Source organism: Acetobacter sp., assembly GCF_022483985.1.
GTDB lineage: Bacteria > Pseudomonadota > Alphaproteobacteria > Acetobacterales > Acetobacteraceae > Acetobacter.
Window position 1 is genome coordinate 2,575,526 of record NZ_JAKVME010000001.1, and the last position, 25,186, is coordinate 2,600,711.

Sequence of the window (25,186 nt, forward strand, 5' to 3'; positions counted from 1 at the left end):
ATGAACAGCATTCCGACACCCTCCGTCATTCTGCTCGATATCGAAGGCACCACCCTTCCCGTCTCTTTCGTGCACACGGTTCTGTTTCCCTATGCCCGCAAGGCGCTCCCTGATCTGATCCGGGAGCGGGCGAATGACCCGGCTGTCATCGCCGCGCTGGAGGAAACCCGGGCCCTGAGCCCGGATCGTGAACCTCTCGACCAGTTGATGGCGTGGATGGATGAGGACGCGAAGGTCGGACCTCTCAAGGCCCTGCAAGGCATTGCGTGGGCGGACGGATACGCCTCCGGCGCGCTCATCGCCGATCTCTTTCCGGATGTGCCGCCCGCCCTGCGGGCATGGTCCAAAGCCGGGCTGACGCTTGCCGTCTACTCTTCTGGATCAGCTCCCGCCCAGCGTCTGATCTACACCTACACGACCGACGGCGACCTGACGCCGCTCTTCAGCGCCTTTCTGGATCTGGAGATGGGCGGCAAGAAGGACGCCGGGAGCTACCGCCGCATCCTTGCGGAAACAGGCTGGAACGCTCCGGATGTCCTGTTCGTATCGGACGTGGTCGCCGAACTGGACGCCGCAGCCTCGGCGGGACTGCGCACCTGCCAGATGGTGCGTCCGGAAGACGGCACACTTCCCGGAACCGCCCATATCGTCGCTCATTCCATGAAGGAGGTCGCGGACCTGTTCAGCCTTCCGGACCCTGTTGGCAAGGCCCGGTAATGCACGCTCACCTTTATACGGACTGGCGCTCCATCCCCCCCGAGGCGCGTGGCGCGGCGGCGGCTCTCGGCAATTTCGATGGCGTCCATCTGGGACACGCCCATCTGATCCGCACACTGCACCTCAGCCAGCCGGACACGCCTCCTGCCGTCATCACGTTCGAGCCACATCCCCGGGAACTGTTCAGGCCGGAAGACCCGCCATTCCGTCTGACTCTGGCCGATGAGCGCTTTGCGGCGCTGGCGGCCCTCGGCGTCAAACATGTCTTCCAGATCGCGTTCGACGAAGCCTTCTCGCAGATGTCCGCCGAACGCTTTATCGACGACGTGCTGCATGACGCTCTGGGCGTGAAGCACATTGCCTGCGGGCATGACTTCGCCTTCGGACACCGGCGGGGCGGCACGACCGGCCTGCTGGCCGAACGCGCCAGCGAGCTGGGAATCGGCCTGACTCTCGTGTCCGCTCTTGCCGATGCTGATGGCCCTTATTCCTCAACCCGTATCCGTCGGCTGCTGCAGGATGGCTATCCTGAGCGGGCCGCCGCAGAACTGGGTCGTCCCTGGTCCATTCGCGGTGAAGTGTGTCATGGCGACAAACGGGGCCGCCTTCTGGGCTTTCCCACCGCCAATATCCGTCTCGGACGCCATCTTGAACCGGCGCGCGGCGTTTACACCACAACCGTTCGGCTGCCGGATGGACGGACCCGTGCGGGGGTTGCCAATATCGGCCGACGCCCGACCATCGCCGATGGCAGCGAAAGCCGCATGGAAGTCCATATTTTCGATTTCGCGGAAGATCTCTACGGACAGACGGTTTCCGTCGCGCTCCACGATCTGCTCCGTCCGGAAAGGAAGTTCGAAAATCTGGACGCCCTGAAGCAGCAGATCGCCAGCGACACCCGGCAGGCCCGGCAGCTTCTACAGGCCCGGCGCGATCAGCCGTAAGACCAGTCGCCCATTACCAGCGACCACAACCGGGTGCGGGCCTGTCCGCTTCTACCGGAAGACCTCACCAGCGCGTCCGCTCTCCGGAGCGCCACCGTTCCAGTGAGCATCATGAGAGCGCAGCCTGCACACTGGCAGATGGCACAGCCAACGGTTCCACACAGTTCATGAAACCTTATACCAACCCGGGGAAAGACTGACTCTTGTGAGGACGTTTTCCGGGGCGTTGCCCCGAAACCCGCCAAAGACCGTCGGCCTTTGGAAACCGTATTTATATCAATAAATCGGGGCCTGCGGTCCCTGCCGGGTGCGGGCCGAGCCCGTGCTGAGCTTTCACTGTGTCACTGCCAAGGCGCGTTGGTATTTACAGGACCATATTGCTGATACGAACCCAACCTTCAGCCCAGAATCAGTCGGCCCGTCTGGGTGTCTTCCGCGCTGCCTGACGTCCCTTCAGAAGCGCCCGGACGAGGCCAATCTGTTCGGAAGGACAACTGACATACAGACCGGACGTACCGTCAAGCGGCCAGCTCACCAGACCGATATCATCATAGACCGGCAGGAAGACCTCGCCGGTTCTCCAGAAAACAGCCTGAAGACCTTCCTGTAACGCCAGATCGCGCAGACGCCAGATGACGGACGGCGCATCGGCGTCATCACCCGCCGGATCACCCAGCCCGATCACGAAATTGCCTCGCCGACGGAACGGCATGGCGGCGGTTCCGGTCTCACCCGCGACCATACCATGCACGACCCCGCCCGGAATCGGCGCGATGGCGTGCTCCAGCGCATAATACCATTCGGCGTTCTTCTCGTTCCAGGGCCGCACGATCACACGACCCGGACGCGCCAGACTGGCAATGACCAGCAGGGCCAGCGCCCCGGCCACCGTCACGATCCAGCGGGCATGGCTCCCCTCCGACACAAAAAGCTCCCACCAACTGTCCGTCGCTTCCCGATGCGTGCCGATCAGCAACGCGCATCCGATCAGCAGAACCAGAGAAAGGACCGTGGTGAAGGATAACGGCTCGCTCAGCAGACGGGCATGCCGGTAATAACAGCGACGGAACGGCGCGATGAGAAACGCTGAAAAGCCCAGTACAACCGAGACTGCCGGGGCATTGCCGCGCAGAAAGGTCGCCGCCGTGGCCACCACCAGCACGGAGAGAGTGGCGCCCCACGCCAGCGTCACACGCTGCGACAGTCCAACGGCCAGCGCGATGAGCGATGCGCCTGCCAGTGTCAGGGCATAACCGCCGACCTGCCGCGAAACGAACATGATAATCTTCGGCCCCGCGACATGATGCACCGGATTGACGACCGGCAGAACCATGAGCATGACGCCGCACAGGGCCACCGCACCCGTGGCGACCGCCACCGAGAAATCAGCCTCGCTTTCCCGCACGACCTGACTGGGACGGCGCGGCTTCATCAGCTCATCGCCTTTTGCCTGACAGTCACCGTCTTCCCGACATTTCTTGCGCGCCAGAGCGGCGTCTCCGCGCAGGAACAGTTCATGCGCCGCGAACATGCCTCCCGCGAGAAAAAGCGGAATGATGTAGTAGAACAGCCGGAAGACGAGAATGACGCCAATGATGTCCGGCTTGGACATGTAAGGTCCGAGCGCCAGCAGCATGGCGCTATCGAACACGCCTAGACCGCCCGGCACGCTGGCCACCAGCCCAGCCGTGTAGGAAGCGATGTAGATGGCCAGAAAGGACGTGTAGTCGATCGTGCCGGGTGGCAGCAGCACCCACGCGATACCGGCGGTCGCCGCCATGTCCGCCGCCGCCACGACCGTCTGGGCGATGGCCATCGGCACGGACGGCAGATCGATTTCCTTGCCCCGACACGTGACCTTCCGCCATTTCAGGCCAGCAAGAATGTAGGCGAGAACACCGAGCCAGCACAGCACGCCGATCCCTGCCGTCACCGGCGCGGGAACACGGCCACCCAGCCCCGGCACGGCGCCCGGCTCCAGCAGCAGCACGCTGCCGATCAACACACCCGCGCCCAGCAGATAGGTGACCGAGCAGAACGCGATGATGTGCGCGATCGCAAACGGGGGCAGACCCCAGTTGCGATAGAGCCGGAAGCGCACCGCCGCGCCGGAGACAGCCGAGAAGCCGAGATTGTGGGACAGCACATAGGAACAGAACGCGGCGAAGGCGGTCCTGAGAAAGGAGACCTCCCTGTGCCCAACCTGAATGACGGCCAGCCGATCGTAGAAAGACAGGATGAAATAGGACAGGAAGGTGCAGGCCACGCCCGCCATCAGGGCACTGTGCGGGATACCTCTGAGCGCCGCCCGGATATCGGCCATGCTCAGCGACTGCACTTCCTTGCGGACCACCAGAATGGCGGCGATCATCAGAAGCAGCCCGAGCAGATGCGGCAGATGTTTCAGCCAGCGTTTCCAGCCTTTCGGCTTGTCCTGAAGCGCCGGTGTGTCCTGAGCCATGGCCTCCACACGGGAGACCATGGCTTCTTCCTCTTCCAGAGAGAGATGAGGCGGTTTCTCTCCGGGATTGCGGGTCAGCGGCATGGCGAGGCCCTCAGGCTTCCGCGCTCCGCACCAGCGCCGCTTCGATCAGGGCGATCGTTCCGCGAACACCGTAAAGCGCGATGAAACCACCGAAGCGCGGGCCTTCACTCTGCCCCAGCAGAACTTCGTAGAGACACGTGAACCAGCTTCTCAGCGGCTCGAACGCATGACGCTTGCCGACCTCGAACACCAGATTCTGCAATGCATCGGCGGACACCTCTTCGCCCTCATAAATCTTGAGGGCTTCCGCCAGATCGGCAAGCGCCGCGTGTTCCTGCTCACTGGGCAGGCGATAGCTCTTCGAAGGCCGGACAAAATCGGCGTAGAACACGATGGCGCGCTCGACCAGCGTGGCCAGCATCGGATGCGTCTCGGGAGAGACGCTCGCATCGTAGCGCCTGATGAAGCCCCACATCACGTCCGGCGTCTCGGCATTGGCGACACTGGCGAGATTCAGCAGCATGGCGAAGGACAGCGGGCTACCCGCATGGTCCGGAATGTGACCGGCGTGCAGGAACCAGGCGGGGTTGGCATAGAGCGTCAGACGATCAGCGTCCTGCGTCTCGCTCCCCTGGCCTTCGGCAACGCTTTTCTGCAGGGCGGAGGCTTTCTCCACATGAGAGAGATATTCATCGGCCGCCTTGGGGATCACGTCGAAAAACAGACGCTTCGCCCGCTGCGGCTGGTTGAACATATACTGACCGAGGCTCTCGGGCGGCGCGTAGCGCAGCCATTCCTCGACCGACAGGCCATTGCCCTTCGATTTGGAAATCTTCTGGCCGTGTTCGTCGAGAAACAGCTCGTAGGTCAGACCGGCAGGAGCCGCCGCTCCCAGAACGCGGCAGATACGACCGGACAGACGCACGCTATCGATCAGATCTTTGCCTGACATTTCATAATCGACGCCGAGCGCGTACCAGCGCATGGCCCAGTCGGCCTTCCACTGCATCTTGGCAGCGCCGCCGGTCACAAGCGTCTCGAAGCGCTCCCCGTTCTCATCGGTCCAGAAGACGGTGCCCGCTTCCGGATCGACCCTGTCGATATGGACCTGCATGACGTTGCCGGTCTTCGGGTGGATTGGCAGGACCGGTGAATAGGTCGCGCGGCGTTCCTCGCCGAGCGTCGGCAGGATCACGGCGCAGACCTCGTCATGCACTTCCAGCATCCGCTTCAGCGCGGCGTCGAAACGGCCGGACGTGTAGTATTCGGTCGAGGATGCGAATTCGTAATCGAACCCGAATCCGTCCAGAAAGGATCGCAGACGGGCATTGTTGTGGGCCGCGAAAGAGTCGTGCGTGCCGAACGGGTCCGGTACACGGGTCAGCGGCTTGCCGATGAATTCCGCCAGCATCTCGCGGTTCGGCACATTGTCCGGAACCTTGCGGAGCGCGTCCATGTCATCGGAAAACGCAAGCAGGTGAGAAGGCTTTCCCGTCAGCGCCGTATAGGCCTGACGCACCCAGCTTGTGCGGGCCACTTCGCCGAACGTGCCGATATGCGGCAGACCGGAGGGACCATAGCCCGTCTCGAACAGCGCCGGACGGTCCCCGCCTCTGGCCGTGACATGGTCGGCGATTTTCTGCGCCTCCTGAAAGGGCCAGGCTTTGGGAACGGCCCCGTTCGGCAGGAGGGAATGGCCAGCAGGATTTACGTTTTGGTCAGACATGGGCGGGAAGCTATGAATAGAGCGGCTTCCGGTCAATTCAAATCACGCAGGCGCGACCCACCGTGACACTGTCACATTGTCTCACCCTGCGTTATGAAAGAGGCATATTTCGTTTTTTTTCCAGATAAAGAACGCACCTTTCATGCCTTTTTCCGGTCCTGCCCGCCCCCTTCTGCTCTCTCTCGGCCTGTCGGTCTCAGCCTGCTCAGTAGCCCTGTGTTCATCAGGCATGGCCGCCCATGCAGAGTCCGCACCAGCACCCATGCCGCAAGTGACCATCGACGCCCACGGCGTTCCGGGCAGCTTCGCCGATCTCGCGGACCGTCTGCTGCCCGCCGTGGTCAATGTCTCGACCACCCAGACCATGAAGGGCGATTCGGACGACGAGGATGAAGGAGACGAGGAAGGCCCGCAGATTCCGGAATTCCCGCGTGGCTCGCCGTTCGAGAAGTTTTTTCACGACTTCATGAATCGCCAGAACACGCCCAACGGGCCACCGCGCAAGATGCAGGCGCTCGGCTCCGGCTTCATCATCGACCCGTCAGGCTATGTGGTGACCAACAACCACGTCATCCGCAAGGCCGACCGCGTCACCGTCACGCTACAGGACAACACGTCCCTCCCGGCGAAGGTCATCGGCCATGACGACCGCACCGACCTCGCCCTGCTGAAAGTCACCTCGCCTCACCCGCTGCCCTTCGTCTCGTTTGGCGACAGTGACACGGCCCGCGTCGGCAACTGGGTGCTGGCCATCGGCAACCCGTTCGGTCTGTCCGGCACGGTGACGGCGGGCATCGTCTCGTCCCGTGGCCGCAATATCGAGCAGGGACCGTACGACAACTTCATCCAGACCGACGCCCCCATCAACAAGGGCAATTCCGGCGGCCCACTCTTTGACATGCACGGCGCGGTCATCGGCGTGAACACGGCCATCTATTCTCCTTCCGGCGGCTCGGTGGGGATCGGATTCTCCATCCCATCCAACGAGGCGCGCGGCATCATCGAACAGCTTCGCAGGACCGGCCACGTCTCGCGCGGCTGGATCGGCGTGCGGATTCAGGACGTGACCCAGGAGATCGCCGACGGTCTCGGACTGAAACCGGCGCGCGGCGCTCTCATCGCGGGCGTGGACGCCAAGGGTCCGGCGGCGAAGGCGAAGCTTGAGACCGGCGACGTCATTCAGGCTCTCAATGGCAAGCCGATCGAGGGTCATGCCCTGCCGCGCCTGATCGCCGACCTGCCCGTCGACTCACAGGCCACGCTCTCGGTCTGGCGTCATGGAAAGATGCAGGATCTTGCCGTGACCATCGGGGCTCTGCCCGAGCCGAAAGAAGAGACCCAGCCGGATCATTCCGAGAAGCCCGGAAGCCACCCTGCCGACAAATCCGCAGATTTCAGCGCTTTCGGCCTGAAGGTTTCCGGACTGACGGAAGCAAACAGGAAGAAATACCGCCTTCCCGAGGACCAGAAGGGCGTGGTGATCACCAGCATCACCGATGGCGGCGCGGCGGCCGATCGCGGCCTCAAGGAAGGAGATGTCATCACCGAGGTCCAGCAGGTCGGGGTGAACTCGGTGGCTGATCTGCGCAAGGGGATCGAAGCGGCGCAGAAGGAACAGCGCCACTCCGTTCTGCTGCTGGTTCATGACATGGACGGGCTGCGCTGGGTGCCTTTCCCGCTGGACGGCTCCCGCTGAGCGGAGGGTGCGGGCGCAGGGAGGATGAGCGGCGGCCTTCCGGTCAGGAGGTTTGCCGCGTATGATCCCTTTTTCACGACCCGTCCGACATTATCCATTCGGCTATTTCTGCAAACGCGACTGAGGATCTGACACCGTGACTGAGCTACGTCTGACGCTGAGGGTGGATGTGGATGGTCATCCCGCACTCGGACATGGCAAGATTCGCCTGCTGGAACGTCTGGCCGAAACCGGCTCGATTTCAGCCGCAGGACGGGCCATGGGCATGTCCTACCGGCGGGCGTGGCTGCTGATCGACGCCCTCAACGACCAGTTCACCGCTCCACTGGTCGCCACCAGACCCGGCGGCGGCGGCGGCGCCCATCTCACGGAGACGGGGCAGGCCGTGGTCCGCTGTTACCGCACAGCGGAGCAGGATGCGGCGGCAGGCGCAAAAGGAGCGCTGGACGAGCTTGCCAGCATGGTCCGCCGCCCTCAAAAAGCCTGACCTTCGTGACAATCGAAACAGACTGGTACAATAGCTGACAAAAGATTCAGGTCTGTCCTTAATAACCGGGGGAACAAGAAGCGTGTCATCATCCGTCTTCCGCCGCGATCTGCTTCGTGCAGGCAGCGGCGTCGCATTGGCCGCCCTTACAGCAGACTTCATCGGCAGACCGGCCCGCGCCGCTGACGCCCCTTCCGCGCCGCCCGCGCCCACGCCGTTTGACAACAGCACTGTGACACAGATTGCCCGTAGTCTGGCCAGCAGACCGTACAGCGCGCCCGAGCAGTCTCTCCCCAAACCGATTTCGAGCCTGACGTTCGACCAGTTCCGTTCCATCGAGTTCCAGCCTGACCAGGCGCTCTGGCACAACGACAATCTGGCGTTCGACGTCGAGTTTTTCCCGCGCGGCTTCCTCTACCCCCAGCAGATCGAGATGCATGAAGTCGTGGATGGAAAGTCCGCGCCGGTTCCCTACAGCCCCGACATGTTCCGCTACGGCGACCCGATGCTACGGGTCACCGACAATCTCGGCTTTGCCGGTCTGCGCCTGCGCTATGCCATCAATACGCCCGGCGTGATGGAAGAGTGTGCGGTCTTCCTCGGAGCCTCCTATTTCCGCGCCGTCGCCAAGGGTCAGAATTACGGCCTCTCCGCACGCGGCTTCGCGGATGGAACAGGTGACCCGAAGGGTGAGGAGTTCGCTCTCTTCCGGGCTTTCTGGCTTGAAAAACCGCAGGCGGGCGTCGATTCGGTCGTCATTCACGCACTGCTGGACAGCCCGTCCGTGACCGGTGCGTTCCGCTTCACCATCCGTCCCGGTGAGACCACCATCTTCGATGTGCAGTCCACCTTCTTCCCGCGTGTCAAGATCGAGCAGTCCGGCATCGCCGCTCTCACCGGCATGTTCTATTTCGACACCAACGACCGCACCCATGTCGATGACTGGCGTCCCGCCGCGCATGACAGCGAGGCGTTGCAGATCTGGACCGGATCGGACCAGCAGCTTTACCGGCCGCTGCGCAATCCGCTGGATCTCCAGTTCTCCGCGTTCAGCGATATCTCGCCGCGCGGCTTCGGGCTGATGCAGCGCCGCCGCTCGTTCCATGATTTCGAGGATCTCGCGCTCAACTATGAGAAGCGTCCGTCCCTGTGGATCGAGCCGATCGGGGACTGGGGAGCCGGTTTTGTCGATCTGGTTGAAATTCCGACTCCCAACGAGGTCAATGACAACATCGTCTCCTTCTGGCGACCGAAAGAGCCGATGCAGGCGGGGCATGAATATGCCTACACCTATCGCATGTACTGGGGCTGGGACGAGCCGTTCCCGACCGAACTGGCGCGGATCGGCGCGACCCGTGTCGGCGCTGTGACCGACCACAAGGACGCCCGGTTCTTCGCCATCGACTTTACCGGCGGACCTGTCGAAAACGCCGGTCCGGACGCAAAATTCCACCTTATTCCGCAAACATCCGCAGGAACGATCAAGAATGTGGTCGTCGAACGCAATCCCAATATCAAGGGCTGGCGCACCACGTTCGAATTCTATCCCGGCGATGCAAAGCTCGCCGAAATGAATGTCGTTCTCGCCAATGATCAGGGGCCTGTCTCAGAACAGTGGGTATATCGTTGGACGCCATAACCGACATGCCCGGCGTCATCACCTCCGCCGGGTTCCATGCACTTCCCCCGGAAGCGCCCCTGTCCATGGAGACACAGAATCTCCATGCGCTCCCCGATCTGCATGGTCGTGAGCCCGTTTCTCCGACGGAGCCTCCTCTTGTCTCGCTCCGACGACTGGCGGTCATCGGTTCGGCTCTCGCGCTGACACTCTACGGCGCCTACCAGACTCACCTCGTGCTCGACGCCAACGGTTTCTCCGTGCTCGGCGTCATCATGGAGGTGCTGTTCATCCTGCTCTTCACATGGATTGCACTGGCCTTCACCTCCTCCATCGCAGGATTCTGGTCCCTGCTGACGCGGGGTGGTCTGGGGCTCGGCATCCATGCGGATGGGCCGCTCCCTGCACTGAACACCCGCATCGCGCTGCTGATGCCGACCTACAACGAAGATCCGCACCGGGTAATGGCCGGTCTCCGCGCCATTTACGCCAGCCTTCAGGAAACCGGACGGGCGGATGCGTTCGATATCTTCATCCTTTCCGACACCACCAATCCGGACGTGTGGGTAACGGAGGAAGCCGCCTTCCTCGCCCTGCGACGGGACACGGGCGACGACAGACATATCTTCTATCGCCGTCGCGCCAAGAACATCGAACGCAAGGCGGGCAATGTGGGCGAGTGGGTCCGCCGCTTCGGCAGCGCCTATCCGCTGATGGTCACGCTGGATGCGGATTCCGTCATGGACGGTCGCACTCTGGTCCAGATCGCCGCCGCGATGGAGCGCAACCCGCAGGTCGGCCTGATCCAGACCCTGCCCATCATTGCGGGCGGCACGACGCTGTTCGCCCGGATGCAGCAGTTCGCCGGACGGGTTTATGGCCCACTGATCGCCCACGGCATCGCCTGGTGGCATGGCGCGGCGAGCAACTACTGGGGCCACAACGCCGTCATCCGCACGGCGGCCTTCGCCGAACAGGCCGGATTGCCGCATCTGCCGGGACGCAAGCCGTTCGGCGGTCACATTCTCAGCCATGATTTCGTGGAAGCAGCCCTCATGCGGCGCGGTGGATGGGCCATCCACATGGTCCCCGCCCTGCTCGGCTCCTACGAAGAAAGCCCGCCCTCACTGACTGACGTGGCCATCCGTGACCGCCGCTGGTGTCAGGGCAATCTCCAGCATTACAAGGTCATCCCGACAAAGGGACTGCACTGGCTGAGCCGGATGCATATGATGATCGGCATCGGGGCCTATGTGACCTCGCCGCTGTGGCTGGTTTTCCTGCTCGTCGGCATCCTGATTTCGTTGCAGGCGCGCTTTGTCCGACCGGAATATTTCGGCGATACCAAGACGCTGTATCCGCACTGGCCGCAGGTCGATCCGGTCCGCGCGAAATACGTGTTCATCGCGACGATGGCCATTCTCCTCGCGCCGAAACTGTTCGCCTACATCGCCCTGCTCTTCAACAGAACGACGCTCAAAGGCTGCGGCGGCGCACTCCGGACTGTCTGCTCCATTCTGGTGGAAACCCTGATCGGCGGTCTGATCGCCCCGATCGCCATGCTGATCCAGACAGGCGGCGTGATCTCCATTCTCAGCGGGCAGGATTCCGGCTGGAATGCGCAGCGCCGCGACGATGGCGGCGTGCCGTTCGGCGTCATCGTCAAGGGTTACTGGCGCTATACCGTGTTCGGCCTGATTCTTGGCACGGCCGCGTGGGCCGTCTCCATTTCCCTGTTTCTCTGGATGACACCGGTGCTTCTGGGGCTGGTTCTGGCCATTCCACTCGCAGCTTTCACGGCAAGCCGTGACGCCGGTCAGGTCCTGCGACGGCTGGGGCTGCTGCTGGTTCCGGAAGAAACCCAGACACCGGACGTGCTGCTAAAAGCCGCCGCCGCCATGCAGACGCCCGCACCCGATCTGCCGGAAGAGGCCATGATGGCGCTTCTTGCCGACCCGGCGCTGCTGGCGGCGCATCGGGCCATGCTGCCACCTGCCCGCAGACCCGGCGACCCGATTGACGCGGAGCGTCTGGTGGGCCTGTTGAAGCTACAGGAAGCCCGGTCGCTGACCGAGGCGGAAACGACGCTGACGACAAAAGAAAAAGCTGCGGCTCTGGGTGACGCCACGGCACTGGACCGGCTGGTAGCGTTACCGCGCTGATCCTGCCGTCAACATTTCAGACATCCCCCATCAATCCGCCAAGCTGTTGAAGAACAGACCCGGCGGGCTGATAGGGCACCACGCGGTAGGAAACCTGTCCTGACCGGTTCTATCTCTATTGCGGAAATATACTGTGGCATGGCCACACCCGAAGCGGGCTGCCGCGTGACACACAACGGGTCAAATTACGCCCGCGCGATCCAGTCCGAGCGGATGCAGCCACGAAACACAATACAATTGATTGTCGCCCATGACACCGGAACGACAGGCTACCTTACGAAAGTGAGGGATAATCGTCCGCTGGGTCATATATCCCACTCGCACCCCGGCCATTATTTTTTACGTGATAAAGCGCCATGTCCGAAAATTTTATGGAGTTCTCAAAATTTCCAGCATCTTTTGATGATGTGATGCCAGCAGAGAAAGAATAGCTGATTTCATTTGTCTTGTATAAAACCGGCTCAAGAGATTCCCTGATCCTGTCGATTATCTGCCCTGCTTCTTCCGATGTCGTTCGTGGAAAAATCAGCAGAAACTCTTCTCCCCCATATCTTCCAAGGAAATCCGAGCCTCTGATCCCTTTAAGAACAGATGCTACAAAATGCTTGATAACCTCATCACCAGAATCATGACCATAACTGTCGTTTATTTTCTTGAAAAAATCGATATCAATTATTGATACTGAATACTCTATTCCACTTTCAATGGTATCATTCAGAACCTTTACAATTCCCCTTCTATTGAAGACTCCGGTCAGATCATCCGTATACGACAATCTCTTCGCAATATCGCGATCCATTCTAATTTTCTTTGAATCGCTATCACCAATACTCGTTATATTTGGGGCTATGCTGAGCATCCAGCCTGCGTCATCGACCGTTTCCGTCATCAGAAACCAGTCACCGTTACGCATATCGGTTTCAAATGATTTGAAACGCGTCTTGCCCCGACGTGATCTTGCGCCAGCAAGCCACTGTTCGAAATTTGCCGCATCTGCATGGGCTTTGCAGCCAGAGTTGTTTCTGGCTCCCCTGCGCATCAGCTCCGTCCAGGTCAATCTTTCATCCGGCTGAAGCGCAAATTCACGCCCGAACGCTTCGTTGAAATAAACCAGACGATCGGTTTCATCATATATGGCGACCAGAACATCCGAAGCGTCAAAGAGGGATAATATCTGCCTGCCTATATCCCCCCTCTCCATTGCGGCTCCTCACAGAAAACCCTGTTATTCTGTCTTGAAATATATAGATCGAAAATACCGGATAAATCATATTGATTAATGACCAGTAACCCACAACAAATCCGCCCTGATCCGTCGAAAACCGGACGGATCAGGGCGCAGACATCTATTGTTTGATTACAGAACAGTCCTGCCGCTTACAGACCAGCAAAATCATCGACGTCACTGCACGATGGCCTTGAAATCACAGATATTTCTTGCCGACAGAACTGCAACTTCAGATGAGAATGCAAGTCACTTCTCATATCATATTGAAAAATAAAGAATTTTTCTTGCAAACCGACAAAATGCCGGTGTAAAGGGCATCTCATATCCACCACACATCAAAAGATGAGGCAGTCATGGCGATCAAAGACCCGAAGGTCATCGAACACCTGAACATCCAGCTCACCAACGAGCTGACGGCGATCAACCAGTATTTCCTGCATGCCCGCACGCTGAACCACTGGGGCGTGACACTGCTGGGCAAGAAGGAATACGAGGAATCCATTGAGGAAATGCGTCACGCCGACTGGCTGATCGAGCGCATCCTCTATCTCGGCGGCCTGCCGAACGTACAGCGCTACAACACCATTCTCATCGGCCAGAGCGTCAAGGAAATCCTTGAATGCGACCTGAAGCTCGAAGAGAAGGCCCTCGATGATCTGCGTGAAGGCATCGCGTACTGCGAGAGCGTCCGCGATTACGTCTCCCGTGACCTGCTGCTCAAGATTCTCGACAATGAGGAAGAGCATGAAGATTTCATCGACCGTCAGTTCGACCTGATCAAGCAGGTCGGCATCGAGAACTACATCCAGCTCAACTCCGCTCCCGCCAACGAGGGCTGAGAGCGGCACGCAGCTTCTCTCCGGCCCTGTCCGCAGCAGTTGCTGCGGCGATACGGCCGGGGCTTATATTCCGACAGGCCGGGAAGCACGTCTTCCCGGCCTGTCGTCCTTTCAGACACCCGCCGGAAGGCTGTGCCTGCGCTCCATGACCGGCCAGAGCACCTGTCCCACCGCCATGTCATTGTTCCGCCAGCGGGACACCGCGACCAGAGACGCCGCCGCGACCGGCCTGACCACCTCCGCGACCGGCTGCCGTCCCTGCGCGGACCGCACTTTCCCGGGCTGGGCCTGTCCATCGGCTATCACATCATCCCGCACACAGGCCCTGCTCAGCAGCCAGAATCCCGCCGACGCCAGACAGGCGCCAAGCTGCACCATCGCTACCGCGAAAGACGCAACGACATGATGCTGGGGAAACACTTTCTTCAGCAAAGCCTTCATGCCGCGTTCATCCCCCTTCTGCGCGAGGGCTGCGGCATCGAGCAGGATCATTTCCGTCACGCTGACCGATCCGCACTCGCGCATACGCACATCCAACGGATTCATGCCGAATCCGGAGCACCGGTCGAGAGCGCTCCGGAAAGCCGCGCCTAGCGCCTCCAAATCCTGCCGGAAAAACATGTCGCCCCAGCCCCCTGTTCCAAGGCGGCAACAGGGACGACCGGGGCCTGCGAGATACCGCAGCATCCACACAGCTACCCGTTCGTCACCGGAAAGTTCAGTCAGAGTATCGGAAGTCGCGTTCATGGCACCCTCGGACCCGGGAGGTCCGCCTCCTGTCTTGCTGAACCCTCTTTAATTGAGAACCATTCTTAATTGCAATTAAAAACAGCACACTTTCCGGTAAAATCTGCATAGGTCTATCCCGCCAGACATGCCCAAACGCTGTCCGGATCTCAAAAATATTCCGTCCCAATTAAAAATTACAGACTCAGGGACGATCCTTGGCCCTTCACATCCGAGCCCGGTCTGATCGCCGCGACGCAAGCACCTCGTTCAACACTCAGTCTTGCGCAACATCCCGCGATTAGAACGGCATCCGCTCAGACTGGATCACGGATATCGCTCTCACTCATTGTTCTCGAACAACTTTATCCGACCAGACGATCCCATCTGACCGGATGCTGCCTAACGCTCATCCTCTTTCGCCAGCGGCAGATTCGGCACCCCATGCCGGCCCGGTCGCATGACCCAGAGCCTGTCTCCGCTTTCCCGCCGGTCTGACAGCATCCGCAAGCCCGAATCTGTTATCCAGACAGCCACGGCTCCCTCCCGCCAGACCGTGAAGCGATCGATGACCGGCACCCCACGGCAAGACGAACGGGCAGGAGAAACCGCCACGAACAGATCCATTCCCTGACACATCTCCGCAGGCAGAATGGCCTCGCCATCCGTCGCATCCTCCACCCGCAACAGAATAGAGCGCTTTCCCCGCGTGAGAACACAGACGCCCGCGGCTCCGTCCTCGCCACAGGCAAGATCACCGCTCGCCGTCTCTCCACGCACCGGCAGACTGACAACAGGCCTTGCGAACGCCTGCTCCAGAGCCCGACGCTCAAACCAGGCGTCCCGGGACTGACCGTTCATCAGCAACTGACCACCCTCTCGCACAGCGACGAGTCCGCCATCAGGTGTGATGACCGCGTCCGGCAGAGACTGGAAAAACGGCGAGAGGAACCCGACAAGCATCGGCACGACGCCGAAAAGCCGCCATTTTCGGCTCCACAGGCACAGCCAGCAGAGACCGAAAAGAAACAGCGTCAGTCCCCACCCCGGCGTCATCGGCACGGCGATCCGGGCCGCAGGCCAGTGAGCGACACTTTCTGCGAGCCAGATGATGCCATCCACCCCCCAGCCCATGACATCCAGCGCCCAGCGTTCGAGATGCAACGGCATCAGCAGGACGGCGAGCAGCCCCGCTGGCATCACCCAGAGCGCCGTCATCGGCACGGCCAGAAGGTTGGCCACGACAAAGAAGGGCTGGATCTCGCCAAAATGCGCCATGGAGACCGGAAGGGTCGCCGTGCCCGCGAGCAGGCTGGTCAGGGCGAGCGTCGTGACGTGAACAAGAAAGCGACGGCTGACCGTCCCTTCGCCGTGCAGTCGCCGCAACGGAACCCGCAGCACCTCATAGCCCGCAATCAGCGCCATCACCGCCGCGAAGGACATCTGGAACGGCACGCCGAGAATCACCGCCGGACCCGTCAGCAGCAGGACCGTCGCGGCGACCGCCAGCCCGCGCATGGAGGCGGCGTTCCGCCCCGTGACAAGCGCCAGAACGACCAGACAGGCCATGATCAGACTGCGCAGGGCGGGCAGATGCATGCCGGTCATCGTTACATAGACCACACCGCCCAGAAGCCCGCAGATCACCGCGATTTCCTTGCACGGCCAGCGCAGCGCCGTCCATTCAATGGAGGCGAGACCATAACGGACGCCCGTGACCACAAGCCCCATCACGATGCCCAGATGCAACCCCGCCACCGCCAGCAGATGCGACAGGCCGGATACCGAGAAGGCTTCCCGATCCTTGGCAGCGATGCCGCCCGAAAGACCGACCAGCAGCGTCGAGGCGATCGCGCCGTCCGATCCCGGCAGCACGGCAGCAATACGGGCGGCGATCGCCTCCCGCAGACGCTCAAAGGCTGTGGCGGCCGTGCCCTGTTCCGCATCATCAGCCAGCACCGCCGCACCGAGCGCCCGACCGGTTCCCGCTTCCTTCCCGAACCACGCTTCCCGTTGCAGATCCCTCGCTCCCGGCATGACCGGAAAAGGTGGCGCTTCCAGCAAGGCCCGGACCCGGAGATCATTGCCCGGACCGAAGATCAGTGAATCGTCATCACGCAGTCGGATACGCAGCGTCCGCTTCAGCGGAGCCATGCCCTCATCAAGCCATGTCTCGAAACGCACATGGGACAGGGTGACCCGTCGTCCGCCCGGCGCGCCCTCGGTCCGGGCGGGCAGGACATCCACCGCCTGAACATGACCGGTGAGAATGACGGCGCGTCGGGGAAGTTCCGGCATGGGCGGGACACGATGGTTCTCACTCCATGCCGCCAGAAAGCCGAGGCTCAGACACAGCAGCGCACAGCCTGCCATCCGTCCGCCCAGCCGATGCCAGCCCACTATGAGAAAGGGGGCAGACAACACCAGACCAGCCGGAGCCCACCAGAACACAGGCTCCGCGAGAGGCTGAAAATAGGCCAGCACACCGAGAGCGATGAAAACCGGCAGCCAGAGCGGCAGCCTGTGACGTTCTGAGAGAAGCAGCGTCTGCAAGCGGGTCAGTACACCCTTCACCGGCTCGCCACTCCCGAAACAAAAAAGCCTGCACTCTATGTGCAGGCTTTTAAGCTGATCGCCAAGACGAACTCACAAGACGGGACTGGCAGAACGGGCCAGAGCGTGTCCTACCGTCGGCAGGACGTCCGTCTCAGGGTTTGATGCGACGGCCCTCGGAGGCGCCGAAAAACACGTAATGCGCGAAGAGGTCTTCGGAATATCCCTCAAGGTCGGGATTGGCGGCGAGGTATGCCTTGCCGTCAAACGCCGCGTTCGGTTTGCGGCCTTCACGGAAACCGTTCATCTGGTAATGTGTCGCGGGATCAATGCCTGCGTCAGCCACGTCCGGATAGGTTTCCAGATACCAGCGGGCGTCGAAATACAGGGCTTCCGGAACGGGAGCGACCTTGACCGGAACAACAACCTCAACAGGCGTTTCCACGACTTCAGCTTCAAATTCGGAGAGAAGATCTTCCTTGCCGGCCGGATTTTTTTTCACGGCGGCCGCTCTCCCCGAAGCCGTGGCGGACTTCGTCGCTGATGAGCGTGTCTTACCTGCTTTTGCTGCCTTCATCACACTGGCTCGTGCCACGAATTCTTCTCCTTGGTTCACCGAAGCCTGCAAATCGGCCTATTAGGTCGGGAATTTAACAATCTGGTCAGGAATGACAATGCAACAGAGCACGAGAATTGCGTTAAAAATAGGACTGTAACGATTTATGTTTCTTCCCTCTTGATTTCGGAATGTAGCTCTCCTTGGCCAAACAACCTCTCCATCGTTTCGTCTGCCAGTCCTGCGGCGCGGTCTATCCCAAATGGTCCGGGAAATGCGAAGCCTGCCACGAATGGAACACCATTGTTGAGGAAACGGTCGAACCGACCGCCTCCCGCGCGGGCAAGTCGAAACGACGCCTGACTTTCACCGGCCTGGAAGGCAGCGCCGAGCCTCCGGCGCGGATCGGCACCAGCATCGCCGAACTGGACCGAGTGCTGGGAGGCGGCCTCGTCCCCGCATCGGTTGTTCTGGTGGGGGGCGATCCCGGTATCGGCAAATCGACGCTACTGCTCCAGACTGCCTGCCGTCTCGCCGCCACCGGGCAGAAAGTGATCTATATTTCAGGCGAAGAGGCCGTCGAGCAGATTCGGATGCGGGCCAGACGGCTTGAGCTGAATGCACCGACGCTGGAACTGGCCGCTTCCATCAATGTCTCCGACATCACCGCCACCCTTGAAACCGACACGCCACCCGGCCTCGTCATCATCGATTCAATCCAGACCATGTGGCTCGACACGATCGAGAGCGCGCCCGGCTCCGTCGCGCAGGTCCGAGCCTGCGCTTTTGAGTTGATCCGTCTCGCCAAAAAACGCGGCTTCGCGCTCATTCTGGTCGGACATGTGACCAAAGAGGGCGGTCTGGCCGGGCCGCGCGTGATGGAACACATGGTCGATGCCGTGATGTATTTCGAAGGTGATCGCGGGCACCAGTTCCGTATCCTGCGCGCCGCGAAAAACCGTTTCGGCGCGACCGATGAAATCGGCGTCTTCGCCATGACCGACCGTGGTCTCGTGGAAGTCCCCAACCCTTCCGCACTCTTTCTGGCCGAGCGGCATGGCAATATTGCCGGTTCCGCAGTGTTCGCAGGTCTTGAAGGCACACGCCCGGTTCTTCTGGAAGTACAGGCGCTGCTGTCTCCAAAAGCGGGAGAAGGCAGCCCGCGCCGCGCCGTGGTCGGCTGGGACACCGGACGCCTGTCGATGCTGCTGGCCGTGCTGGAAGCCCGGTGCGGCCTCAAGCTCTCCGGCATGGATGTCTATCTGAATTTCGCCGGGGGCCTGCGCGTCACCGAGCCCGCCGCCGATCTGGCCGCCGCCGCCGCCATCATTTCCGCGGCGACCGGCCAGCCCACCAGTTCCGGGTCGGTCTTCTTCGGGGAAATCGGTCTTTCCGGCGAGATCCGGCAGGTGCCTCAGTCCGATCTGCGTCTGCGGGAAGCGCAGAAGCTGGGATTCACCACGGCTGTCTTACCCCGGCGCGTAGCGCGGGGAGCCGCCCGCACGAAGCCGCCGGCGGGTCTTGAGTTGCAGGAGCTCGGTCATCTTTCCAGTCTGGTCGCCGCGATGGGCGGCAATGGCACCCGTGATTCCAAAGAGGACTGAAACTCGGAGGCAGGGGAATGGACAGGTCGCACGGCTGTTTCTATCCCTGTTACCTATGGCTTTTCTGCCGATGGGACGCTCCACGAACGCCACCAAAGACGACGCCTTTGGAAACCGTTTTGCTTGCGACAAGTTAAGCTCAACGGGCCTGCGTCCCTTATGGGTGCGGGCAGAACCCGCATCGACCTCTGCAAAGATCAGCCAGTTATGCCGATCATATGAGCAACCTGCTTACATGGGAAAGAATGAGTAAATGAGTGGTTTCCTCAACAAACTCAAGGACAAGGCTCTGAGTGTTTCCGGAGTTGAAGACAAGGCCGCCGATGCCCTCAAACGTCTTCTCGCTTCCGAAACCGGACAGGCTGGCGTCGAACATCTCATGCAGCAGTTCGAGAAGGCCGGTCTGGGCGACAAGGCCCGCTCATGGGTTGGACCCGGTCCCCGGCAGCCGCTCACAACAGAGGAAGTCCAGCGTGTTCTGACCAGTGATCAGGCAAAATTTCTCGCCAGTTGCACCGGACTTCCCCTCGCGCCGCTGCTGCCGGTGATCGCCAGACTGCTGCCACTGGTCATTGCAAAAATGGCTGACCGCAACGAGAGCGGCGGCGCGGCTGTCGAGGATGCTCTCGCCGACCTTAAAGCGGCCGAAGCACCAGAATCCTGAAACGGATACTGACTGCTGAAGCTGTCACCAGACCCCGGCGTCAGCAGCAGGACGCCACTTGATGGCGGGGGCAAGAACCGCGTTCCCTACCTTCCGACAAGTGTAATACGGTCAACATAACTGCCTACCAATTTGCGGACATCGAAGCGGGCGCTGTCCGCCCCCGCAAAGGACCGCAGGCCCCTTGCCCCCGATCTGTTGCAAACCGGTTTCCAAAGGCGCGCCTTTGGCGGGGCTCGGGGCAGCACCCCGTAAAATCTCCCCGACAGGAACGAACAGACAGAAAGGCTGTCGGTATGACAGGCATCCTGCCGCGCCAGAAACGGTACTATTTCTCCGCCGGAGCCTCATCGGAGCGGCGGATATCGGCCCTGTCAGCAGGTGTTTCAATTCCCGTCCTGTCAGGAAGGCCGATCACACGGACATAAATCCGCGTTGACGGAATCCCGGCGTTCATCAGGACCGCCCGGACAGTCAGCCCACGGCTCAGCGACATGCGACGCGGACGCGACAGATCATTCGGAACGCCGCTGGCCGTCACATCGACAAGCGCCCTCACGTCCGGATGTTCTTTCAGCATGTTGGCGAACGCCAGAATGCCGTTTTTCGTTTCCGGGTTAAGCTGCGCCGAATCCGCGCCGAACGTCACGCGCAGTCCGCCGCTGATCGGCATAACCTCGCCCTTGGCGTCTTTGGACGGTTGAGGGTCAGGCGGCATCGGGAACGGATGCAGTTCGACGGGGATCACGACAGGCGTCAGCACCGGAGGGGAAGGAGGCGCAGCAGGAATCGTCGCTGCTGGCGGGGGTTTGGTGGGCTTCGCCGCAGACGGGGGCGTCCCGGCCGTTGCTGTGGCGGAGGGAGAACTCTGCGTTTCCGGTTTGGTCGTCCCAGGCGTCTGCGCTGTTTTCCGGGCAGGCCCCGCCTGCCTGTGCACAGGCTTTCTGGCTGGAGCCGCCTCGGATTCCGGCTTTTCCGGCGCGGCTCCGCCGAGCGCACCCAGCGCCGAAGTGTCCGTGGTGATCTGCGCGTGCGCTACGCCCACCACACCGGCCACCGTCAGCCCCGTAACCACTAGCATGCCGGTCATCGCAGAAAGGCGACGGCCTTCGGGCTTATGAAAGGATTTTTTCAAATCACTCATGCAAAAGGGCCTCGGGACAACGTGGACCGGATGATCCTGTAGCGCACGCGGCACGCTCCGGGATCACGGAAAACCGCCTTCGAGGATTGACTCGAAAAGTGGCGAACGAAAGATCAGGCGGCGGTCAGGCCATCCGCCACAATCTCCCGCAGCTTGCCATGCATATGGCCGTTACCAGCCACGATCAGCACATCATCGGGCAGATCGTTGAGGTCGTTACCCTCAGTGTCCGTGCAATGACCGCCTGCTTCACGCACCAGCAGGGCACCGGCTGCGCAGTCCCACGGCTTGATGCCGAATTCCCAGTATCCCTCGTAACGGCCTGCCGCGACCCAGGCCAGATCAAGCGCAGCCGCACCGAAACGGCGGATACCCGCCACCTGCGGCATGAGCGTGCCCATGACGCGGGCAAACGGCAGACGACGCTTCGGAGAAACCTTGGCGAAAGGGATACCGGTCGCGAACAGGGATTCCAGCATGTCGCGACGTGCCGACACGCGGATGCGCCGGTCGTTCAGATATGCACCGACACCTTTTTCGGCCCAGAACATCTCGCCCGCTGCCGGATTATAGACCACAGCCGCGACAAGTTCGATGGAACCGTCAGGCAGACGACGCTGGAGACCGATGGAAATCGCCCAGTGCGGAATGCCGTGCAGGAAGTTGGTCGTGCCGTCGAGCGGATCAACCACCCAGCGCCATGTCCAGTTTTCACTACCCGACTCGCCGCTCTCCTCCATGAGAAAAGCGTAGCCGGGACGCGCCCGTTCCAGTTCTTCCCTCAGGGTGCGCTCGGCACGCAGATCGGCCTGCGACACGAAGTCACCCGGTCCCTTGATGCTGACCTGAAGCTGCTCGACCTCGTTGAAGTCACGCAGAAGACGCTTCGCTGCCTTTTCGGCGGCGGCCTGCATCACGGTCATTACGGGAGAAAGACGCATCGCCACGACATTTGATCCTGTAGGAAAGCGGAAAATGGAATCACCGGAGTCGGGAGTCTTCTCCGGTGATAGTCAGTGTCGGCCGGAATCCCTCAGGATTTCGCACGCTCCACATAAGTTGCGTCATCCGTGCGGACCACGATGCGCTCACCAGCCTCGATGAACGGCGGCACCATCGTCTTGACGCCGTTGGACAGCTTCGCGGGCTTGTAGGAGGAACTGGCCGTCTGGCCTTTCACAACCGGGTCAGCCTCGATGATCTCAAGCGTGACATGCGGTGGCAGCGTCACGGCGACCGGGTCACCTTCGACGAGGTTCACGTTCAGCACCATATTGTCCTGGAGGAACGGCGCCTGATCACCCAGAAGCTCCAGCGGAATCATGAACTGCTCGAATGTCTCAGGGTCCATGAGAACCAGCGTCTCACCGTCCATATAGGAATAGTTATATTCCTTGTCTTCGGTGATCAGACGCTCGACCGTGTCGGCTGTACGCCAGCGCTCGTTGGTCTTGTTGCCCGTCTTCAGGTCGCGCATTTCAACCTGAATGAACGCGCCGCCCTTGCCCGGCGTGATGATCTGCTGCTTGAGGACCGTCCAGCGACGACCGTCATGCTCAATGACCTGGCCCGCGCGGATCAGGTTTGCCTGCTGTTTCATAACTTATCCCTGAAGAAGGAAACACTGGGGATCAAAGGCGGGCTTCTACTCCCCGGACGGCAGAAGAGCAAGGTCAGACCAGCAGGATGGCTCTCTGATGGCCTCGCCGAGAGCACCTGCTACGGCGCATCCCGCGTCACCTCAGCGCTTATCTCTGGCAACCACGTGCTCCGGGAATGACCAAAGCTGCGTCTCAGCCGGACAGAGTTCGAAACCCGTGTTCGTACTCAACCGGGCCACGCCAGACGGACATCAGCACAGAACGACCGCGGCACGCCAACAGCCCATACAGGCGTGGCAGACGCTAAAATCCGATCATATTTTTGGAAGTGTTCCTTACTGACGATTTACCCATAAACGGATAAATATCGGGCAGGCGGGATTCGAACCCACGACCCCCAGTCCCCCAGACTGATGCGCTACCAGGCTGCGCTACTGCCCGTCAGTAATGAACGGCCACTCTCTAGCAGGCTTGCCGACCCTCCACAAGAGAGGTTCGACAGCAATCGGCGCTTTAACCGACCGTCAGACTGGCCTTGACCTCAGCCAGCCGGAGCAGAATGTCTTCGAGACTTTTCCGCATCCGGTCATGCTCATTTTCCAGCCGCTCGTCACGCACAGTCACCGTGACAACCTGCGGCTCAGGCTGCACAGCCTGCATGAGCGGAGGAGCAACCGCCTGTGGCTCATCATCCTGCGACTGACACATGTCTGGCTCAGAAACCGTTTCAGGCCCAGAAGCGTCGGCAGTCCTGCCGCTGACTTCCTCTTCCAGCCCTTCCGGCCCCTTTTCACGGAGAACGCGCTGGACACCTTTGATGGTGTAACCCTTGACGTAAAGCAGCGTCGCAATCCGCCGAAGCAGATCGACATCCTCAGGCCGGTAATACCGGCGTCCACCGCCCCTTTTCAGGGGCCGCACCTGCTCAAAGCGCGTTTCCCAGAAACGCAGCACGTGCTGGGGAACCTTCAGTTCATCAGCGACCTCGCTGATGGTGCGGAAGGCCAGCGGACCCTTGCGCCCGCGAATTTCGTCGTCTGCTTCGTGTGTATCTGGAGCGGTTTCCGGATTTTCCCCGGCGCTCATTCAGAGGCTCCATTGACCGCGCCACGAAGAATATGGCTGGGCCGGAAGGAGATCACCGAACGGGGGAGAATGGGAATCTCCACGCCGGTCTTCGGATTTCGACCGCTCCGCTGGCCTTTCCGGCGCACCATGAAAGTGCCGAACCCGCTGATCTTCACCGATTCCCCGGATTCAAGCGCAGCCGACATTGTTTCAAGGACGGCTTCCAGCAGCGCCACGGACTCACTCCGGGACAGGCCGACTTCCGTATAGATGTGTTCCGCCAGACTGGCGCGCGTTACCGTGCTCATGTCTCACAAGGTAACATGCTGATGCGGGCCGTCAATTACGTCATGCAGGAGAAAATCGTCCGTCAGATAAATTGACCGGCGGACGGAACCAACCTCAGATTCGCACCAGCGCCGATCCCCAGGTCAGCCCACCGCCCAACGCTTCCATGAGCACCAGATCACCGCGCTTGATCCGGCCATCCCGCATGGCTTCATCCAGCGCCAGCGGAATGGACGCCGCCGATGTGTTGGCGTGGCGATCGACAGTGACCACAACTCTTTCAATCGGCATCTGCAATTTACGGGCCACGCCTTCGATAATCCGGATATTCGCCTGATGCGGCACAAGCCAGGACACATCGGACGGCGTGAAACCAGCACTTTCCAGGGCTTCGTCAACGGAAGACGCCAGCTTCGCCACGGCGTGACGGAACACTTCCCGCCCGTTCATCCGCAGATGCCCGGAGTGATCCGGCCGCCCAACAGCACCATCGACAAAGAGAAGGTCTCCGGCGGAACCGTCGGCATGCAGATGCGTGGAGAGAATGCCGCGACCGTTAGCGTCGTCACTCGCCTGAAGCACAACGGCTCCCGCGCCATCACCGAACAGCACAGCCGTTCCACGATCGGACCAGTCCAGAATACGGGAATAGACTTCACTCCCGATAACAACGACGCATTTCGTGTTACCGGCACGAATGAGGGCGTCAGCGGTGGACAGTGCATAGATGAAGCCGCTGCATGCGGCGGCAACGTCGAACCCGAATCCATCCGTCACACCGAGATCGGCGAGAACGCGGACGGCAGTGGCCGGAAAAACCTGATCCGGTGTGGATGTCGCCACAATGACGGCGCCCACCTCCATCGGGTCGATACCAGCGAAATCCAGCGCCCGCTGGGCAGCCCGGGATGCCATGTAGACCGCGTTCTCGCTGCCACTGACGATATGCCGCTGACCAATGCCGGTTCGACCACGAATCCATTCATCCGATGTATCGAGACGCTCGGAGAGTTCGTCGTTGGTAACAATTTTCTCAGGGAGATAGCTGCCAACGCCAACCAGCATGGAACGTATTGTCAT

General features: G+C 60.9%; 21 protein-coding genes, 1 tRNA gene and 1 pseudogene. 9 read left to right on the plus strand and 14 right to left on the minus strand.

Annotated features, from left to right (window positions below; all coding sequences use genetic code 11):
- Together mtnC and LKE90_RS11470 are read left to right on the plus strand one after the other, a co-directional pair.
- The gene (mtnC, locus tag LKE90_RS11465) at positions 1–717 is read left to right on the plus strand and encodes an acireductone synthase (protein WP_291493476.1); all 717 of its coding nucleotides are present in this window, start codon (positions 1–3) and stop codon (positions 715–717) included.
- Positions 717–1,661, plus strand: coding sequence for a bifunctional riboflavin kinase/FAD synthetase (locus tag LKE90_RS11470; RefSeq protein WP_291493478.1), 945 nt, complete (start codon positions 717–719; stop codon positions 1,659–1,661). The genes mtnC and LKE90_RS11470 overlap by 1 nt, the downstream gene beginning before the upstream one ends.
- Here LKE90_RS11470 and LKE90_RS11475 read toward each other — a convergent pair.
- The 3 genes from LKE90_RS11475 to LKE90_RS11485 form a co-directional block, all read right to left on the minus strand.
- Positions 1,652–1,774, minus strand: coding sequence for a hypothetical protein (locus LKE90_RS11475; RefSeq protein WP_291493480.1), 123 nt, complete (start codon positions 1,772–1,774; stop codon positions 1,652–1,654). The genes LKE90_RS11470 and LKE90_RS11475 overlap by 10 nt on opposite strands.
- Positions 1,775–2,070: 296 nt before the next feature.
- Positions 2,071–4,122: a lysylphosphatidylglycerol synthase domain-containing protein gene (locus LKE90_RS11480; RefSeq protein ID WP_407066094.1), complete on the minus strand. Its 2,052-nt coding sequence runs from the start codon at positions 4,120–4,122 to the stop codon at positions 2,071–2,073.
- Positions 4,123–4,216: 94 nt separating this feature from the next.
- Entirely contained in the window at positions 4,217–5,872 is a 1,656-nt protein-coding gene (locus LKE90_RS11485; RefSeq protein ID WP_291493483.1) for a lysine--tRNA ligase, read from the minus strand.
- Between the two features lie 142 nt (positions 5,873–6,014).
- On the opposite strand from LKE90_RS11485, the gene LKE90_RS11490 reads away from it, so the two are divergent.
- From LKE90_RS11490 to mdoH, 4 genes are all read left to right on the plus strand, one after another.
- A complete protein-coding gene (locus tag LKE90_RS11490) occupies positions 6,015–7,568 on the plus strand; it encodes a DegQ family serine endoprotease (protein WP_291493484.1) in 1,554 nt (517 codons plus the stop codon).
- Positions 7,569–7,704: 136 nt separating this feature from the next.
- Complete coding sequence (locus tag LKE90_RS11495) at positions 7,705–8,055, plus strand: winged helix-turn-helix domain-containing protein (protein ID WP_291493485.1); 351 nt, start codon at positions 7,705–7,707, stop codon at positions 8,053–8,055.
- 82 nt (positions 8,056–8,137) lie between these two features.
- Complete coding sequence (locus tag LKE90_RS11500; RefSeq protein ID WP_291493486.1) at positions 8,138–9,694, plus strand: glucan biosynthesis protein; 1,557 nt, start codon at positions 8,138–8,140, stop codon at positions 9,692–9,694.
- Positions 9,695–9,699: 5 nt separating this feature from the next.
- The gene (gene mdoH, locus LKE90_RS11505) at positions 9,700–11,835 is read left to right on the plus strand and encodes a glucans biosynthesis glucosyltransferase MdoH (RefSeq protein WP_291493550.1); all 2,136 of its coding nucleotides are present in this window, start codon (positions 9,700–9,702) and stop codon (positions 11,833–11,835) included.
- Positions 11,836–12,109: 274 nt separating this feature from the next.
- Here mdoH and LKE90_RS11510 read toward each other — a convergent pair whose 3' ends face one another.
- Positions 12,110–13,036, minus strand: coding sequence for a GGDEF domain-containing protein (locus LKE90_RS11510; RefSeq protein WP_291493487.1), 927 nt, complete (start codon positions 13,034–13,036; stop codon positions 12,110–12,112).
- A 380-nt stretch (positions 13,037–13,416) separates the two neighbouring features.
- Between LKE90_RS11510 and bfr the strand changes: the two genes are divergently transcribed.
- Positions 13,417–13,902, plus strand: a complete 486-nt coding sequence (gene bfr / locus LKE90_RS11515; protein WP_077813751.1) for a bacterioferritin — start codon at positions 13,417–13,419, stop codon at positions 13,900–13,902.
- A gap of 111 nt (positions 13,903–14,013) precedes the next feature.
- Here bfr and LKE90_RS11520 read toward each other — a convergent pair whose 3' ends face one another.
- The 3 genes from LKE90_RS11520 to LKE90_RS11530 form a co-directional block, all read right to left on the minus strand.
- Positions 14,014–14,649 (minus strand): hypothetical protein, encoded by a 636-nt coding sequence (locus tag LKE90_RS11520; RefSeq protein ID WP_291493488.1) that lies wholly within the window; start codon positions 14,647–14,649, stop codon positions 14,014–14,016.
- A gap of 381 nt (positions 14,650–15,030) precedes the next feature.
- Complete coding sequence (locus LKE90_RS11525; protein ID WP_291493489.1) at positions 15,031–17,202, minus strand: ComEC/Rec2 family competence protein; 2,172 nt, start codon at positions 17,200–17,202, stop codon at positions 15,031–15,033.
- Between the two features lie 133 nt (positions 17,203–17,335).
- Complete coding sequence (locus LKE90_RS11530; RefSeq protein WP_291493490.1) at positions 17,336–17,776, minus strand: hypothetical protein; 441 nt, start codon at positions 17,774–17,776, stop codon at positions 17,336–17,338.
- Positions 17,777–17,940: 164 nt separating this feature from the next.
- On the opposite strand from LKE90_RS11530, the gene radA reads away from it, so the two are divergent.
- Positions 17,941–19,341, plus strand: a complete 1,401-nt coding sequence (radA, locus tag LKE90_RS11535; RefSeq protein WP_291493491.1) for a DNA repair protein RadA — start codon at positions 17,941–17,943, stop codon at positions 19,339–19,341.
- 253 nt (positions 19,342–19,594) lie between these two features.
- Positions 19,595–20,005 (plus strand): YidB family protein, encoded by a 411-nt coding sequence (locus LKE90_RS11540; protein ID WP_291493492.1) that lies wholly within the window; start codon positions 19,595–19,597, stop codon positions 20,003–20,005.
- Positions 20,006–20,333: 328 nt separating this feature from the next.
- Here the strand turns inward: LKE90_RS11540 and LKE90_RS11545 are convergent, their stop codons facing one another.
- The 7 genes and pseudogenes from LKE90_RS11545 to LKE90_RS11575 form a co-directional block, all read right to left on the minus strand.
- The gene (locus LKE90_RS11545; RefSeq protein WP_291493493.1) at positions 20,334–21,149 is read right to left on the minus strand and encodes a hypothetical protein; all 816 of its coding nucleotides are present in this window, start codon (positions 21,147–21,149) and stop codon (positions 20,334–20,336) included.
- A 113-nt stretch (positions 21,150–21,262) separates the two neighbouring features.
- Complete coding sequence (locus LKE90_RS11550) at positions 21,263–22,090, minus strand: inositol monophosphatase family protein (RefSeq protein ID WP_291493552.1); 828 nt, start codon at positions 22,088–22,090, stop codon at positions 21,263–21,265.
- Positions 22,091–22,182: 92 nt separating this feature from the next.
- Positions 22,183–22,749: an elongation factor P gene (gene efp / locus LKE90_RS11555; protein ID WP_291493494.1), complete on the minus strand. Its 567-nt coding sequence runs from the start codon at positions 22,747–22,749 to the stop codon at positions 22,183–22,185.
- 368 nt (positions 22,750–23,117) lie between these two features.
- Positions 23,118–23,191 (minus strand) — tRNA-Pro (locus tag LKE90_RS11560).
- A 350-nt stretch (positions 23,192–23,541) separates the two neighbouring features.
- A pseudogene (locus tag LKE90_RS16615) lies at positions 23,542–23,767 on the minus strand (MerR family transcriptional regulator); the annotation flags it as partial.
- Between the two features lie 65 nt (positions 23,768–23,832).
- Positions 23,833–24,126 carry an integration host factor subunit alpha gene (locus LKE90_RS11570; RefSeq protein WP_291493495.1) on the minus strand — a complete coding sequence of 98 codons (294 nt, stop codon included), beginning with the start codon at positions 24,124–24,126 and terminating at the stop codon, positions 23,833–23,835.
- Between the two features lie 94 nt (positions 24,127–24,220).
- A complete protein-coding gene (locus LKE90_RS11575) occupies positions 24,221–25,186 on the minus strand; it encodes a beta-ketoacyl-ACP synthase III (protein ID WP_291493496.1) in 966 nt (321 codons plus the stop codon).